This window comes from Cohnella herbarum, from assembly GCF_012849095.1.
Classification (GTDB): Bacteria; Bacillota; Bacilli; order Paenibacillales; family Paenibacillaceae; genus Cohnella; species Cohnella herbarum.
Genome location: NZ_CP051680.1, coordinates 6,818,314 through 6,834,863, shown reverse-complemented (window position 1 = coordinate 6,834,863; position 16,550 = coordinate 6,818,314). Strand labels below are relative to the sequence as shown.

At 54.2% G+C, this 16,550-nt stretch carries 11 protein-coding genes; 1 reads left to right on the top strand and 10 read right to left on the bottom strand.

What is annotated here, in order from left to right; all coding sequences use genetic code 11:
* From HH215_RS28885 to HH215_RS28865, 6 genes are all read right to left on the bottom strand, one after another.
* Window positions 1-864, bottom strand: a complete 864-nt coding sequence (locus HH215_RS28885; RefSeq protein WP_169283037.1) for a carbohydrate ABC transporter permease — start codon at window positions 862-864, stop codon at window positions 1-3.
* A gap of 57 nt (window positions 865-921) precedes the next feature.
* Window positions 922-2,274 carry an ABC transporter substrate-binding protein gene (locus HH215_RS28880; RefSeq protein ID WP_169283036.1) on the bottom strand — a complete coding sequence of 451 codons (1,353 nt, stop codon included), beginning with the start codon at window positions 2,272-2,274 and terminating at the stop codon, window positions 922-924.
* Between the two features lie 242 nt (window positions 2,275-2,516).
* Complete coding sequence (locus HH215_RS36135) at window positions 2,517-3,131, bottom strand: family 4 glycosyl hydrolase (RefSeq protein WP_217362247.1); 615 nt, start codon at window positions 3,129-3,131, stop codon at window positions 2,517-2,519.
* Window positions 3,041-3,928: a family 4 glycosyl hydrolase gene (locus HH215_RS36130; protein WP_217362246.1), complete on the bottom strand. Its 888-nt coding sequence runs from the start codon at window positions 3,926-3,928 to the stop codon at window positions 3,041-3,043. Before HH215_RS36130 ends, HH215_RS36135 begins: the two co-directional genes overlap by 91 nt.
* A gap of 23 nt (window positions 3,929-3,951) precedes the next feature.
* On the bottom strand, window positions 3,952-5,004 hold the full coding sequence (locus tag HH215_RS28870; protein WP_217362245.1) for a Gfo/Idh/MocA family protein: 1,053 nt from the start codon (window positions 5,002-5,004) through the stop codon (window positions 3,952-3,954).
* Window positions 5,005-5,009: 5 nt separating this feature from the next.
* On the bottom strand, window positions 5,010-6,095 hold the full coding sequence (locus HH215_RS28865) for an FG-GAP repeat domain-containing protein (protein WP_169283035.1): 1,086 nt from the start codon (window positions 6,093-6,095) through the stop codon (window positions 5,010-5,012).
* A 153-nt stretch (window positions 6,096-6,248) separates the two neighbouring features.
* On the opposite strand from HH215_RS28865, the gene HH215_RS28860 reads away from it, so the two are divergent.
* Window positions 6,249-7,088 (top strand): helix-turn-helix domain-containing protein, encoded by an 840-nt coding sequence (locus HH215_RS28860; RefSeq protein ID WP_169283034.1) that lies wholly within the window; start codon window positions 6,249-6,251, stop codon window positions 7,086-7,088.
* A gap of 665 nt (window positions 7,089-7,753) precedes the next feature.
* Here HH215_RS28860 and HH215_RS28855 read toward each other — a convergent pair.
* The 4 genes from HH215_RS28855 to HH215_RS28840 form a co-directional block, all read right to left on the bottom strand.
* Window positions 7,754-9,067 (bottom strand): zinc ribbon domain-containing protein, encoded by a 1,314-nt coding sequence (locus HH215_RS28855; RefSeq protein ID WP_169283033.1) that lies wholly within the window; start codon window positions 9,065-9,067, stop codon window positions 7,754-7,756.
* Window positions 9,068-9,082: 15 nt separating this feature from the next.
* Window positions 9,083-10,267, bottom strand: coding sequence for a PQQ-dependent sugar dehydrogenase (locus tag HH215_RS28850; RefSeq protein ID WP_169283032.1), 1,185 nt, complete (start codon window positions 10,265-10,267; stop codon window positions 9,083-9,085).
* Window positions 10,268-10,410: 143 nt separating this feature from the next.
* A complete protein-coding gene (locus tag HH215_RS28845; RefSeq protein WP_169283031.1) occupies window positions 10,411-11,472 on the bottom strand; it encodes a zinc-dependent alcohol dehydrogenase in 1,062 nt (353 codons plus the stop codon).
* Window positions 11,473-11,539: 67 nt separating this feature from the next.
* The gene (locus HH215_RS28840) at window positions 11,540-16,534 is read right to left on the bottom strand and encodes a fibronectin type III domain-containing protein (protein WP_169283030.1); all 4,995 of its coding nucleotides are present in this window, start codon (window positions 16,532-16,534) and stop codon (window positions 11,540-11,542) included.
* Window positions 16,535-16,550: the final 16 nt, after the last annotated feature.

The following is a 16,550-nucleotide window of genomic DNA, read 5'->3' as shown; positions in this document are numbered from 1 at the left end:
CTATTCCTTCTCCTCACCAATTTTGAGTATGACATACGAGACGAAGGCCAGGACGATGGACAGCACGACGACGATCGTGGCCGCATAGCCCATCTCGTGGTCGGTGAAAGCCTTATTCATAGCGTACATGAACACCGTTTCCGTACTGCCGTAGGGGCCTCCCTTTGTCAATATGACGATTTGGCCGTACATTTGAAAAATCGAGATCGTCATTAGAATCACGGCGAAAATCATGACCGGACGGATTTGCGGCAGCGTAATGTGCACCGTTTTGCGCCAATGTCCCGCGCCGTCTAGCTCGGCGGCTGCGTACAGATTCCGGTCCACGCCGAGTATGCCGGAAAGGAAAAGTATCGTGTAGAACCCCACATTCATGAAGAAGAAAATAAACATGACGACGATTTTGGCCAACATCGGGTCGTATAGCCATTCGATCGGCTGCAGGTTAAACGACGTCAGAAGGTTGTTGACGATGCCGTGATTGGGGCTGAACATATACGTGAACACGACCGCAAGCGCAACCATGGGCGCCATCGAAGTGCCGTAGAAAGCCGAGCGGAAGAAGCCCTGCCCCCATTTCAGTTTGCTCATCAGCAACGCAGCTAAGAACGAGGCGGCGATCGTCACCGGACCGATGCACCAGTATGCAAGCGTATTGAGCAGCTTATCGAATAACTCCGGATCTCGCGCAATCCTCGTGTAATTATCCAGGCCAATAAACACGGGCGGCGAATAGAAATCGTACGTCTGAAAAGAAAGCAGCAACATCTGCAGCAGCGGATAGACGAAAATGACGCCATAGAAAAGCACGACCGGCCCTACCAACGCATAAGCAAACATGCTTTCCCGTTTTTTGAAACTCATGCCGAGCACCTCCCAAGCAAGAAGAGGAAGAAGGCGATCCCCCTTCCTCCCCTACGGTTACTTTAGATTGTTTTGAATCTCCTGTTGAATGTCCTTCTCTAGCAACTGCTGCTGCGAAACGATATCCGTGTTGGTGAGGATGACTTTCTCCAGCAGTTGGTCGTATTTGGTCCAGAAGCTCGGCGCGTTGTCCGAATGAATCGGCTTAATATTGTTCAATTGTTCGGATAGTACCGGCTTGATCGGATTGTCCGCAAATTGCGGGTCGTCGGACAACGAAGCAAGAACCGGTACGCCCGCGGTAAGCGCAAGCCATTGCTTGTAAATTTCGGGCGAATAAATGGCTGTCAGTAGCTCCATCGCCGCTTCTTTGTGAGCACTGGATTCGAAGATGGAGAACGATAAACCCGGACCGAAGATGGACGTGCTGCTGGCGATTTTCGGCACGGTTGAATATCCTAGCTTGCCAAGATCCAGTCCGCCTTCCTCATAGGAGGTCAGCGACCATCCGCCGGTAATCGTAAACGCCGCGTTCTCGTTGAAGAATACGCTCATCCAGTTGGCGTAATCGGTCTCCGGCTTGTCTGCGTAGCCGCTGGACACAAGCCCTTTGAGCCGCGCTAAGCCGTCCGCCGCCTCTTGGCTACCGAAAACAGCCTGCGTGCCGTCCTGGGTGAAAAACTCCCCGCCCGCGCTGAAAATAATCGGAGCGGTTTCGTACGTGCTGATACGGAAGGTGAAGCCTTTGACATCCTTGCCGTTCGCCGCTTTAAGACCTGCCTGCTTGATCTGCTCCAGCATCGCGGTCCATTCATCCCACGTAATCGAAGTAAAGTCCGTATTCGCAATGCCTGCCTTCTTCAGCAGTTCTTTGTTATAGATGAGGAAGATCGAATCGGCTTTAATTGGCACGGCATACAGCTTGCCGCCATTGCGTCCTTCCTCTAGCAGGCTCGGATACATATAGTCGTCCTTCAGCGGAGAACGATTAAACCAATTCGTCAGATCAGCCAGAAGTCCCCGTTTCATCCAGACCGGCTTCGGCGCGGAGGCGATGAGGTCCGGGAGGTTGGAACCGGCGGCCAGCACGTCCACCTTCTTGTCCATGTCCGTGTTGGGCACCGTGTCTAAACGAACCTTGATATTGTACTTATCGCTTCTTCGACTGGCAATTTCCGCCGCCTGGTTCAGAATGCTGCTGTTCTGCTCGTTGTTCGAGGAATCGATCAGCATGCTCAGCGTAACATCCTGCTTCCCGGCGCCTTCCGTCTTCAGCTCTTCCGATGAATTCGGCGACGTTTCTCCGCTGCCGCCTCCGCCGCATGCGCCTAGCACGGTTGCGAGCATGGTAACGGCCAGACCGGCGCCGATTCTTTTTTTCATGCTTGAAATCTTCATGCTTGCGAACATCTTGCTTCCCCCTTATTATCTTGGCTGCTGCCCGTCTTTCTTCCTAAATTATAAAGGGCAGTCCGATAGGCAACAATCGACAACAGTTGCGATGATGTCACAATTATTGGGATCTTGAATCGCGCCGATAAGGAATAACTCGTGTACGTGAATTGGTCTGCCGCAAAAAAAAATAAGATCGCCAATATCCTCCCTTCTTGGCCAGGATATTGGCGATCTTATTTATGATTTGACAGTCTTTTCTACTTAGCCAATTCCCCGAAACGCGAGAAGACGGCGAGAGCGGGGTCGATCGGAACCTCGGCGCGTTGAAGGTTGGCAGGCGTCGGAATGATCGGCGTCGGACGAGGACTGCGATTCCCGAACTGCGGCAACCATTGGCGCTGGGCGTCCAGCATCTCGGTGACCATATCGCGAATTTCCTTCAATGTCAGCACCGAGGAGGTCAACGGATCGAGGGCGATCGCCTGAACGACCGTTTCCGGATCGCCGGACTTGGCGGCGAGCACGGCCAGCCGCTGTACGTTGATATTGGTCATGTTCAGCGCAGCGCACTGAGGCGGAATGTCGCCGATGACGGTCCGGTGGAGACCGGTTCGGTCGGCGAATACGGCTCCTTCCGCGCAGCACTCGTCCGGCAGGTTCGAGATCATCCCGTTGTTGCGCAGATTGCCGCTGAACTTGAACGTTTTCCCGGTTTCCAGCGCTTCAATAATATAGGCACAATACTCAACGCTGCGTGGAGGCAGATCGTAGGATTCATCCTTCAGAATCTCTTGATCCTTGTACTTGTCGGCGACATAGGTGCACCAGTTGTAATAGGCGCCCGATTCCCCCCGAAGGAGGGCTCGTCGCAATAGAGGTCGAGCGCCTTCTGATTTTTACGGAACCAAGGGACGTACTCCGATAGATGCCCGGTCGATTCGGTCATGAAATAGCCGAAATGACGGAACACCTCTCCGCGCACCTTCTCATTGACGTAGAATTCCGGCTGTTCGAACTTCTCGCGCAGCTCCGGATACAGATCTCGGCCTTGATGGGTCAGCTTCGTGAACCAGCCCATATGATTGATGCCCGCGGAGACGTAATCGATCTCCTGCTTGGGTACGCCTACGTAACCGGAGATCAGATCTAGCGTCGTCTGCACGCCATGGCACAGTCCCACGTATTGAATGTTCGTCTCGCCCAGCGCCCAGCAGATCATGGCCATCGGATTGACGTAGTTCAGCAGCGTGGCATTCGGGCACAGCTCCTCCATGTCGCGGGCAACGTCCAGAATGACGGGAATGCTCCGCAATGCCCGGAATACTCCTCCCGGTCCGAGCGTGTCGCCGATACATTGATCGACGCCGTACTTCAGCGGGATCTTGTAGTCCAGACCAAAAGCGGATACCCCGCCAACCTGAAATGACGTAATGACGTAGTTCGCGCCGGTCAATGCCTCCCTGCGGTCGGTCGTAACCGTTACTTTGGACTTCAGACCGTTCTTCTCGATGACCTTGTCGGCGAATGCTTTGACCTGTGACGTCTTGCCGGTTGAGGGGGCCATCAGAACGAATTCAGTGTCTTCCAGTTCCGGCGTCGCCATGATGTCGAGCATTAGCGTTTTGCAGAAGACAATGCTGCCTGCTCCGATAATCGCTACTCTTCTCAATTGTAATCCCACCCTTGCTTCAATTATTGGTATTGCTGCATCAACCGTATATAATCTCTGGCAACTTTAAGATCTTCTAACGCTTCTCTGGATTCGCAAGGCGCCGGACGAATGCCCTGCACGGCGGCGATGAAGTTCATGGCTTGCTGACGCATGGCGGAACGGTTCGGCATAACGGGTATCTCATAGGAGGGAGCATCCTTGCCGTTGTCCTTCATAATGGTTACTTTCCCCGCTTGCTGGCGGGCGAGCGGCGATGGGAGGTCTACGCGGATAAACCCTCTCTCGAAGCAAACGAGCAGACTTTCGTGCCATTCGACCGTCGTTTGATAAGGAGCCATCTCCAGAACTACGGCTACGCTGCTCTCGCTCTCGCCTGTCAGAAGAATCCCGTTGCGGTCGGCGTACGTAATCCTGTAGGACTCCTGAAGCAGGAAACGAATCGCGTTCACCTGATGGATGTAATAATTGACGAAAGTGTCAAGCTGACGGGTCTGTTCATCCGTAAAGTATGATGGGCCTGGTTCCATAGAGATGGAAGGATAGGCTTCATCCGAGTTCAAGGGAGCATCCGCTCCGCCGATCCAGTCTCCAGGCGGCATCGTGACTCGAATGTACTGCAGCTTGCCGTATTCTCCGCTCTTTTTCCACTCTTCGATCCGTTTGTTGGCGCACTCCATGGCAGGGTCGGAGCGTTTGTGGTAGCCGACCATGTGAAGCGTCTTATGCTCTTCCGCGAGATGCACCAATTGTTCGCCGGCTTCGACCGTCAGCGTGAGCGGCTTCTCGGTGAATACCGGAATGCCGGCTCTAAGAATGTCGGGAATGATTGCCAGATGCGAGCGATATTGCTGAGGAGCCACGATCGCATCGACCTTCGCGTCGTTAAGCAGATCCAGATGGCTGCCGTATATTTTCGGAATTCCGTAGCGGTCCGCTACCGTTTGAGCAAGCCGAGGCCGAACCTCCGCCAATGCGACGACCTCGCACAGCTCGCTCAACACCGCGTAATTAGATAAATGCGCCATTTGTCCCATGCCGCCTGCGCCTACGAATCCGATCCTTAACTTGCTCAATGTCTTCACTCCCGGGGTCCTAGATTTTCGAATAAATACAAGCCTTCCGTGCCCGGAGCGACGATATCCGGGTATCCATTTCCCGTCAGATCCTGAATCCACATGTAGATGCCGTTTCCGGAGCCTTCGCCCGCAGGACCGTAATCGATGACGTGCTTCTCGAATAGGCCGTTCTTGATCTTGAAGTAATAAATACCGAGCGGGTCGTCGAAGCCGGGATCGTTGTCATGCGCCAGATACCGCTTGCCCGTGACAAGCTCCAACTCGCCGTCGAGATCGAGATCAACAAGCATCAAGTCGTGATACTGCGAAGCGCTCATGTCGATCTCATGTTTGATCCAGCTTCTGGAGCCGTCTTCTCCAAGCACCTGTTCATACCAATGAAGGCCGTAGTCGTGCGCCTGACCGACGATCAGGTCGCACAGGCCGTTGCCGTTCACGTCATGTCCGATAATCGGCACGCTAGCCGTGCCGAGGGAGAACTCGGGGTGGAATATCCATGGACCGGTGAACGGATCCTCCGGCTGCTCCAGCCAGCCGTCGGTCAGCACGATGTCCGTCTTCCCGTTTCCGGTAATGTCCGCAAACCCCAATCCATGACCGCTAGGCCGATCCGAGATAACCGTCTTGGCGAATTTCCCGGTACCTTTGCCGTTCTCGTCGCATATCAACTTGTAGAATGCTTGGGGCACTGCCGGCGTGTTGGGGAAGATCTCGGGAACGCCGCAGCCATCGATATCGAAGTACCGAATCGTCTCGATATTGGAGGATGGATCGATCTCGAACGTTTCCCACTCCGAACATGAATCTCCCGGATTTTTACGCCAGTTCAGCGCTCCGCTCCACCACGAGCCGGTTATGATGTCCATTCGGCCGTCCCCGTCCACATCCATCGGAAAGTCGGAGAAGTCATCTTGATAATGCGCGTAGGAAGCCAGTTCGGTTATTTTGTGCCGTTTGACGAAGTCGGGACCCTCGTACCAATAAGAGCCGCTCACGATATCCAGCATTCCGTCATTGTTAACGTCGAACACCGAACAAGCTTCGTAAGGGGCGTCGCTTAGCTTTCTTTTCTTGAAAGTAATAGTCATTCCACTCAGTTCCTTTCCAATAGTAATATATTTAATATTTAGGTAAGCGCTCTTGCCATGTCTTTCATAAATAATCTACACTATAGTTAAATTGGAGTTCAATGAGCATTGTTGCGAACATTGGCTATTGAAAATTGGGTTTATTGGAGGTACATGGTGCGACATTCGATCTTCGTCCGAATGCCCGATATTCTGAGCGGGGCGTTCATAAAGCCAGAACCGGGAGAACGGTTCTATTTCCCCCTTCATCAGCATGAGAACAACTCCGAAATGCTGCTTATTCTGGAAGGGGAAGGCGATTTTAGGGTGGATGGCAAGCCATACGCGGCGAAAGCGGGAAGCTTGTTGTTCTACAACCGGGGCGTCTGGCATGAGGAGAGGTCGATCAGCGATAGGTTTAGGGCTATCTATGTCGGCTATGCGGGCTTGCAAATAAGAGGACTGCCGCCGGACTATCTGTCCGGAACCGAACAACCGGCTATGCTTGAGCTGAATGAGCAATTCCTGCCGATCAAGCAGTTGTTCGGCGAGATGATCACGGAATGGCATAGCTCCTTGCCGGAATCCGCCGTGATCGCAAACGGATTGTTCCGTAACCTACTCGGTCGGGTAGCCCGTAAACTGCATTATTCGGAAGAGGACGAAGTCAAGAGGAGGCCGAACAAGGAATCCGTACATCTGGCGAGAAGGTACATGGAGGAGAATTACCTGTCCGACGTGAATCTGACGATCCTCTCTAACCTGACGCATTTGAACGCCTATCATTTCATCCATGTGTTCAAGCAAGAGACGGGGATGAGTCCGATTCAATATTTGATCCGATACCGTATAGAGGTAGCTAAGAAATATTTGGAGACGACGCGCCTGCCAATGGTCGAGATTGCGGAAAAGGTCGGCTACAAAAGCGAGACTTACTTTCAGAACCTGTTTAAGAAAATGACCGGGGTTTCGCCCGGGCAGTACCGTTCGACTTCTCAGGGCGAGCATTTATAGCTACAAAGACAACAAACCCGCAATGTTTATATAGACGGCAATATAGGTTTCCCATAAGCGAATGCAAATCTATCGATTCACTCTAGCAACCCAGCAAAACAGAGGAATTAGTACACCTAAGTGTAAAACCTGCAACTAGTTCAGGAAGTTTTATTCTCCCTAACGACTAAGTGTAAAACCTGCAACTAGTTCAGCCGACTATTTCAATTGAACGCGAATTCTAATCATTTAAGTATATGTTTTACACTTAGAGGGTGGAAATGAGGAATTTAAGTCAATCTAATTGTACTTTTTACACTTAGATTTTCAGTATCGGAATGTAACGTACCTCTTTGGCCGATGCTGGTGAATTCCGAATAAACAAGTTTCCGCTGCAAATCCTCGCCAATATTCGTTTGTAACGCATAATAATCTCCTCCTCAAAATGCGGCATATTGTGCATCGTAACGTTATCCCGCTAAGTGCCTTGATTTTATCAGAGATGATGCGCTTTCAATTGGATTATCTTCATCTATCTTCATCTTCTAAAGGTAAAATTTAAATGCGTTGCAACAAGCTTGCGGAGAAAGTCGGCTACAATGAAGATCGGTTGGATAATTCGAAAGCAAAAAGCCGTTTTAAGGAAGCGTATCGCTTCCTTAAAACGGCTCTAAGTCATTACCTCGTTACTCGTACACCTTCGTATTGTCCGTTCCCATTCCTTCGACGTTCGACCAGCCGGACACTAACCACTGCCCGTCCACGTATTGCAACTGATATTCCGTATAATTGGACCCCTCTACCGGAACGGGATCGGTTTCGTATTCTTTGAAATAGAACACTTCGCGATAATCCAGCTTTACTTTAACGGTAATCGAATAATCGTGTTCGTCGAACTGATTCAGCTTAAAGCTATCCAGATCAAAGGTCGCGCGATGCAATTCCCCGGTATAAGACTCCTTGCTTCGTTCCATGTCGGCTAAGTATTCGGCCATATCGCCCGACCGGTCGGGATGCACGTGTCGGAGCACGTTTTTTTGCTCCCGGAAAGACTGCATCCAGCTCGATACGAAATCGAATGCCGCGCTCATGATGTCGTTCTTAAGCGAGTCATCCAATCCCGGCACATTGAATTCCAATCGGTTCGAATCCACCGCCAACTCTTCGCTTCTCGCTTTCCCCCAAGGATATTCGACTTCCACGAACATCCGATTGGAACCGTCTACGGCGATCGGACCGATCCGTTGCCCGTCGCCGACGGCTAATTCTATGTCTTCGCCGTTAATATAAATATGCGCGTAGCTATTGTTGGACTGCACCTCAACGTAATCCCCCTCCAGCGTTAGCTCGACGGTAAGATCCTCGTTGTTCGCCATAGGGAAAAGCGATACCGTGCTCGCGCTCTCCAAAGTGGTGTATTTCCCTTCGTAGACCGCCTTAATCTCGTACTGTCCCGGCAGGAACGTTCCCAGTTCCAGCGTTTCGTTCTCGCCTTTGGCCGTACCCGCTTCCTTCCCGTCGATCAACACTTTCGTCCCCGCGAAGTTCGTGGTCACCGGGATCGAATACCGATTAATCTTCAATTCATAATCATCGTAGAGAAACCAACGTTTCTCCTCTTTCTTATGTAAATATAAGAATGCCGTATCCCGTTCTTGCTCTACCGACGCTGCAGGCGGTCCCTTCAGAAGCTCGGCTTCGGATTTCAACCGAGCGATCAGTTGGTCGAGCGTTTCCTTGTTCGACTGCAAATAAGTCACGATGTCTTGGGCCGTCTCTTTGTTGAATCCGACGCCCTTATTCGGGTCCGACAACATCCCCATAACCTTATCCGTCTTCCCGTCCCGAATCGCATTCTCGAATCGCGCGATAAGGCGTTGCTCGTCGGTCAACTGCTTCCCTAAGAAATAAGCCCCCGCAAGCAATAAAATGACAACAAGTCCGCCGGCAATCAGAAGCTTAGCTCTTCCGGATAGCGCTATGGCCGGTTTTAAATCCACGATGACTACCTCCCTCTATTCCTTATCCTTATCGATAAACGTTAAGATTTGCCCCTCTTGGGTGCAGACATAGATCTCGCCCGAGCTATCCACGCCGAAAGACGTGATGTTCTCCCCCGATTCCATCAAGGTCCGATTCTCTACCTGGCCATCGCTCCCTTGACGGAGAGCCCACACCGTACCCGATCCGTAATCGGCGTAGACGTACCATCCTTGAAGATCGGGCAGCTTCTCTCCCCGGTACACATAACCTCCCGTGACGGATACGCCTTGCTCGCGTCCATACGTAAATACGGGCTGCTCCAACCCGGATGTCTCGCATCCGGATTGCGGATTAAAACATTCGGTCCCCTCTTGGATACGCCAACCGTAGTTGCCGCCTTTCTCTATCGTATTGATCTCCTCGAAGCTGTTCTGGCCGACATCGGCCGCCCATAGCTTGCCGGTCTTCTCGTCGAAGCTAAATCGCCAAGGATTGCGAAGTCCGTAAGCATAGATTTCCGGCCTCCCTTGCCCGATGAAAGGATTATCCGCAGGGATCGCGTAAGCTAACGGCTCAGCCTCATTGTCCACATCGATACGGAGAATCTTTCCTAGCAGACTATTCAAATTTTGGCCGTTATTATGAGGGTCCCCTCCGCTGCCTCCGTCTCCCGTCGCGACGTAGAGATAGCCGTCCGGTCCGAAAGCAAGCTGTCCTCCGTTATGGTTGGCGTAAGGCTGTTCGAAGGTTAGCAGAATCCGTTCGCTGGCCGGGTCGAGCAGTCCCTGATTGGCAGGATCGGCATCGAACCGCGCAATAACCGTATGCGTCTCGGTCGTGTAGTTCACGTAAGCTTGATTCGGATGCTTCGGATGGAACGCCAAGCCCAGAAGGCCTTGTTCGCCTTCTACGTCATAGACCCGATCGGTTATATCGAGTACGACTTGCGGTTCGTCCTGGGTCCGTTTTAGATTTTTGCTGACTATCCGCCCCGGTTGTTCCACGATATATACGAGCTCGGGATCCCCCTCCCGATGTTCCAAGCCGACCGGTTTGTCGAAGCTATCCGTTCCGAAAATGTTCTCAAGCTGAAGTCCGCCGCCCGCTCCTTCCGAACTTGTCGCCGGCTGCGTAACGCTAGGTTCCTTCTCCCCCCAGCAGCCTGAGAGAACGAGCATGAGGAGTACTCCCGATATCGCCGTTCCGAATCGTTTCATTCCAGTAGCCTCCCTATAAAAATGATCATCGCATATAGGGAAGGAGAGTTCAAGAATCTCGTCGTATTCTTGGATGCAACAAACAAAAACCCCGCAAAGCAACACGAATCGTGTCCCGCTTTGCGAGGTGTTCCCTAGTCATTTTAAGATATCAGATCGATGCCAAGCTTGATGCTTCTTGCCGGTTCTCTGTCTACGAAGGTTTCGTAGGCGGTATCCGCCTCGTTGAACGGCACGATAGGATGAATGATGTCCGCGCAGTCGATTGCGCCCGACTTCAGCATATTCCAGCACGTTTCCTCGATCCGGCGGAAACTCCACCGGGGATGATCCGGGTTCGGTTCGCTGCACGATCTCGAGAAGACGATGCGAGCGTTATTGAAATGAGCCTCCCTCCCCCAATCCATTCCCCCTTTGAACGGACGCGCCCATCCGACATAGGCGATCGTACCGCCATAAGCGAGACCGCGCAGCGCTTGATTCAACGCGAACTCGTTCGCGCTCGTCTCGATGATGGCGTCTACTCCCAGCTTGTTCGTATCCTGCTTCAACATCAAGCCGACATCTTCGTTCGCCGAGTCGAATGCCCGATCCGCTCCGTTGCGTAGGGCGACGGCTCTGCGACTCTCGATCGGATCGACCGCCGCGACGTAACTCGCCCCCGCCAGCTTAGCGATTTGCACGGCGATTTGTCCGATGGCGCCGAGCCCGATTACGGCCACCCGATCCCCGGGCCTAACGTGCCCATCGCGAACGCCTCCGAGCGCGAAAATCGCCGGATCTAGGCAGACGGCGTTCTGCCACGGCATGTTGTCCGGCATTTTCAACAAATAGAAGTTGTCTACCGCCTTTACATTGTGGAATTCCCGAATACCGCCGTATCCGCACACTTTCTCGCCGACCCGATAATCGCGCACTTCCGATCCCGCCTCGATGATTTCCCCTACCCACTGATTTCCGAGGTTCCAATCGCCGAACACGACTTCTTGCCGACCGTTAGGGTCGCGGGGGAGAAACAGCCTCCAATCTTCGTCGTACCGGTCGGCCAGATGCGGACTTTCTCCGCGGAATGCGGCCAGCTCCGAACCGTGCTTCGGGGAAGCGTGAGTGACCTTTACTTTCACTTCGTCGGGACGGATCGGCAGTTCCTCGTATAGCGCGATCCTCGCCTGACGCGGAGCCGCGGCGATAAGTTGTTTTGACATACGTGTTCTCTCCTTAGATGGAAGTGTTCGCAATCCATTTCGGTAAGCTAATTCTATAGGACTGGAATCAAATTTTTAGCAGCGCATACAGCGTTTGAGCCGCTTCGGCCCTAGTCGCGTACCCTTGCGGGTTAAACTTGTTGTTTCCGTTACCGTTCATTAGGCCCGCTGCCCGCAGCGCCGACACGCTGTCCGTCGCCCAGACGGATAGGAATCCCATGTCCTCATACTTCTCGCCCGTTGCGGGCAGCGTTCGACCGGACTTCAATTCATAAGCGCGACGAATCATGACGGCCATCTGCTCCCGCGTGATCGGAAGGTTCGGACCGAACGTTCTATCGTTCAACCCTTCTACCAGTTTCGCCTCGTAGGCGGTCGCGACTTCGCCGGCGTACCACGCATTTGCTTCCAAGTCCGCGAACGGAGCCGCATTGGAGGCGGTAGGCAAACGAAACATTCGAACGAGCATCGCGGCGAACTCTGCGCGCGTCACTTGACCCTTCGGCGAGAATCGCGAATCGCTTACGCCCTTGACGACGTGCTTCGCGGCGACTGCCATAATCGGTCGGGCAAACCATTCGTCCCCGACATCGACGAACTTCTTACGGTATTCTAGCAATCCGAATTCGCTGAAATGCGGCAAATCCGCGACCAGGCGGTCCGAAGCCGGATCTATCGTTCCGCCAACGTATTCCCACTCTTTAGTCTGAGGGTTGCGGTAATACAAGCCCAGCAAATCGGCATCGCTCCCCGCCGGAATTGATAACGATAACGCGACGGGAACGTCGAATTGCTTCAGCTTGCGAACCTGTCCGTCGGCGGTTGCGATCGACAGCTCCAACCGATAAACGCTTCCCGCCAAGCGGTACAATGCCGGGTTGCCCGACTCGCTTGCCATCCGATTCGCCTCAACGTCCGATAACTGTTCGACCTGTACGGTAACCGTAGCGCTTTTCAAATCATCGACAGGCACCATGCCGAGTAAGCTTCGCAGCGTGTCCTTCGGAAATCGCAAAATAAGCGAGCCTTTGCTCAGTTCCAACGTCTTCTCCAGCAATTGGCTAACCGCAACGCCCGACAGCAACAATCCGTTCTTGTCGGCTGGGATGGAGACGACCGCTTTGTCGCCGCTCGCTTGCAGGCTCGATACTTCCATCATACTTGCAGTACCCGTCGATACTTGACCAGGCCCGCTAGTCGTCCCCGGATTCGGGTTTGGATTCGGATTGTTCGCGATCCGTACATCCGTTACAGCTAGACCGGCAATACCGTCTCCGCCCGCCGTTACGGTGAATCGATCTACGGACCCGACTTCCGTATTCGCAACGGAGGCGATGAAGGAACCGTCGAAGCCGGTCGTCACTTGATCCAAATAGTGCAGCCTTCCGGTACTGTCTTTCGCTTCCACCGTCACTTGCCGGTTGCGTCCCGCGGACAGTTGGCCGGTAATCGTGAGAAGCCCCAATTCGCGATAGTTAATTGCCTGTACCGTGATCGTGCTCGCCGTTGTTGTCGCGACTAACGCCTCGCTCGATTCGGATACGTTTCCTGCTCCGTCCTTGGCTACAACGGTAAACGAGTATGCGCGATTGGCGCGCAAGCCCGAGACGACAGCGTTAGTGTCGGACGTTCTCGCTACGACCTCGGTGCCCATTCGCGCTTCATACCCCGTCACGCCGACGTTGTCCAATGAAGCTTCCCATCTCAGCATGACGGAAGTATCCGTCACCGATTCCGCGCGCAGGCCAGCGGGCGCGGACGGTTGCTCGCTGTCGCCGTCAACGCCGTACAGCTCGATCTCGGCGACGCGCGCAGGCTCGTTCGGCGACGCCACATAGCGGAAATAACGGAACGCCTGCGGCGCATTGACCGGAATCTCGCTCCATCCGCTATCCGCGGAACGAATCGTATACAGGGTCATGTAAGTCTCATTATCCATAGAGCCTTGGAATTTGCCGCCGATCATCGACTCCGGATCGTTCGCGATCGGAACATACTTGATCTTCGTCAGCCGCTTCGCCTCTCCAGCGCCGACCTCAAGACCGACATAGGCGTTATTCGCGGCGGAAACATATTCGGTGTTGAGCAAGCCATCGAATGCATAGCCCGCTTCGTCCGAGTCGTTGCCGAACGGCGTACCGACGAGCTTCGCATGGGCCGGATCGGTCGTCACAATAAGCGCGACACTCGGTGCCGATTCGTTCCCCGAATTGTCCACCGCCGACACCGTTAAGTTGTACAGTGTCCCCGCAGCGAGTCCTTTCACCGTATAAGAGGTTGCCGACGTCGATCCCGCCATGACGCCGTCTACGTAAACACGGTAGTTCGCCAGCTTTTCATTGTCCGTCGACGCATTCCAACTCATGTTCACGATATTGTCCGTCTTGTAATTGTCTCTCACGTTCCCCGGCACGGTCGGCGGCGTCGTATCCGGTTCGCCAAATCCGGAGTAAGTGATGCTATCCACATAGAAAACGGCAGCATTCGGATTATGGATGATGACGCCAAGCCTTGGGCTCGGAGAATCGCCGTTCGCCATCGCGACTGTCAATTCGAACCATTCGTCCTTCGGCAAAAATTTCGTTTCCTTGAAGTCGCCGTTGAAGCTCCATCCTGCTCCGAAGACAAACGGCTGAAGGGCGAAATCTTCCTGTCCGCTAGGAATATAGAACCGGTATTTGATCGTCTTCCCGTTCGCGATACGCGCGTCGGGATTGTCGATGCCTACGGTTTCCGCGTTTCCGCCCGGCAGCGTTACCTTGGCCGAGCTTTCGCCTTTGAAAGCTCTTTCCGTCGTACTGACGATCGTGCCCGGCTGCTTGTTATCCAGCAGCGCAAGTCCATGCAGCTCGCCGTCCTCGAAATTGTACAAATTATTATCGGCGGGCTCCGTGTCGGTGGCAACGACCAAGCTCTCGCTTGCCGCGGACAAGTTACCTTCCGAATCGAAAGCTTTTACCGTCAGCACATATTCCCGACCCCAGGCCAGCCCCGTCAGCTTGTAGCTCGGCTGATCGGTAACGCCCGCTTCTATTCCGTCGGCGTATACTTTGTAGCCCGCGACTCCGACGTTGTCAGCCGGTGTCATCCACCCGATAGCGATCGTATCCGCGCTCTTCCGAACGAGAATCAATTCGGCCGGCGCTTCCGGCGCTTCCGTGTCGAGGAACGTCGGCGTGACGATGCCGAATCCGGTACCGATGCGCAACTCGTCGATCGCGCTCCGACCCGCGGCATATCCTCCGTAGTAAACGACCTTGCTGAACGTCAACCCGCTGGTCGTCAACGCCGTTGCATCCGCTTCCTCGGGCTCCTGTCCTCTCAGCTCCGCCGGATTGACGTACAGGCTAACGACGTTCGTTGAACCGTACTCGAGCTTCAGCGCAAGCAGCGCGGTTTCTCCGGCAACGATCGGTACGTCGCTCACATAATCGTTCGTACCTATACGCAGAGTCCAGTTGCGCACCGGTCCGCCAAAGTAACCCACGGATAACGACTGCTTGTACCATTCCGTTCCCGATAAGCCGACCCACGCCTCCGACGGGTTGTCCGGCTGCAGGCGCATCAGCGTGCTCAACCAAAAAGTCGTTCCGGTTTTGCCGATCTGCCCATCGGAGGCGAGCACCGCGCGGAACGGACCGTTCTGCGATGCGTCCAGCGACCGGTACGCGGTCAAATAGGCGTCTCCGCCCGAGGCATAGCGCCCCGACCGGTATAAGTCGCCATTCGTACCCGAATAGTACACAGCCGAGGTGACGCTTTCTTCGGTATTGTAGCCAGGCACCGTCTTGGAATCGCTTTGCACCGCCCATGGTTGGCTCCAGCCCTTCCCGCCGTTTCGTCCATGCAACGCTCCAGCCAAATAATCGAACGGTTCCCGCGCGAGCAGCACGCCCGCTCCTCCGTATGGCGGACGCGCTAACGTCGTGACCGAGAACGGTGCGCTCATGGCCGATTCGTTGCCGTATTCGTCTCGCGCGATTACCGTAAAGACGTATTCCGTTTCCGAGCGAAGGCCGATGACGGAATAATTCGTCTTGGTCCCGGCAACGGAGCCAATGGGCTCGGACGCTCCATTCAGATAGACGTCATAGCGCGCTACTCCGATATTGTCCGTCGAGGCTATCCAATTCAACTCTAAACTTGTCGCTTTAATCTGATCGGCCGTCAGTCCGGTTGGCGCGGTCGGCGACTCCAAATCCTCGACGAGCACGGGCGTGACGGAGGCGAACGTCTTGCCGATCCGAATCTCGTCGAACGACATGTTGCCCGTTGCGCCCGTATCGCTTCTTGCTACAAAATAACGCAAGAACGCTGGAGCGCTCGACTCGATGACCGCCGACGGCTCGGCAGGCGCCGTACCCGCGAGCGATTCCGGATTAACGAACAGGCTCATTCGGCTCGTCGCTCCGAATTCCGCCTTCAGGACGAGCAGCGCCGTCTCCCCAACGGCGACCGGTACGTTCGACCGAACGATTTTCTGTGAGACGGAAGGGGTGCCAAGCATGACGGACCAATATTTGATGCCTCCGTCGTCATGGGAATCCGCGCCGAAATACCCCATCCCGAAGTTAGCCGTCGCGAACTCGCCTCCGCCAATAAAGGAGGGATCGTTGGAAGCGGTATTTTTGCGAACGAGCGCGCTGATCCATAACGTCGTGCCGTCCTTGCCGACTTGGCCGTCTTGCAAATATTCGGCGAACATGCCGTCCCATCGTAAGTCCAGCTTGCGATAAGCCGCTTTGTACCCGCTGCCGCCTTCGGCGTAGTTGCCCGATCGTTTCAAGTCGCCAAGTACCAACGGTTCCGTATCGCTAAGCTGATACCCTGGAATCGTCGTGTCGTCGAGTTGCACTTCCCACTTGTTGACGTCCCACCCGCTGCCCGTACCCGTTCCATGAAGCGGCAAGCCCGCCGCCGATCCGAACGGCTCATAGGCGAGCAGGTCCGAGTCCGCGGCAGCCTTAGCCGGCGACGGAGCCAGCGATAGACTCGATGCGAGCAGCACAGCTGCCAGAGCGGCGTTCATCCCGTGAAATCGTTGTCGGATAAACCTCGTCATATTTAATCCTCCTCCC

What these genes read in the sequence shown, in the direction of transcription:
- HH215_RS28885 (WP_169283037.1), bottom strand. Translation starts at nt 864, where the DNA reads ATGAGTTTCAAAAAACGGGAAAGCATGTTTGCTTATGCGTTGGTAGGG.
- HH215_RS28880 (WP_169283036.1), bottom strand. Translation starts at nt 2,274, where the DNA reads ATGTTCGCAAGCATGAAGATTTCAAGCATGAAAAAAAGAATCGGCGCC.
- HH215_RS28865 (WP_169283035.1), bottom strand. Translation starts at nt 6,095, where the DNA reads ATGACTATTACTTTCAAGAAAAGAAAGCTAAGCGACGCCCCTTACGAA.
- HH215_RS28860 (WP_169283034.1), top strand. Translation starts at nt 6,249, where the DNA reads ATGGTGCGACATTCGATCTTCGTCCGAATGCCCGATATTCTGAGCGGG.
- HH215_RS28850 (WP_169283032.1), bottom strand. Translation starts at nt 10,267, where the DNA reads ATGAAACGATTCGGAACGGCGATATCGGGAGTACTCCTCATGCTCGTT.
- HH215_RS28845 (WP_169283031.1), bottom strand. Translation starts at nt 11,472, where the DNA reads ATGTCAAAACAACTTATCGCCGCGGCTCCGCGTCAGGCGAGGATCGCG.
- HH215_RS28840 (WP_169283030.1), bottom strand. Translation starts at nt 16,534, where the DNA reads ATGACGAGGTTTATCCGACAACGATTTCACGGGATGAACGCCGCTCTG.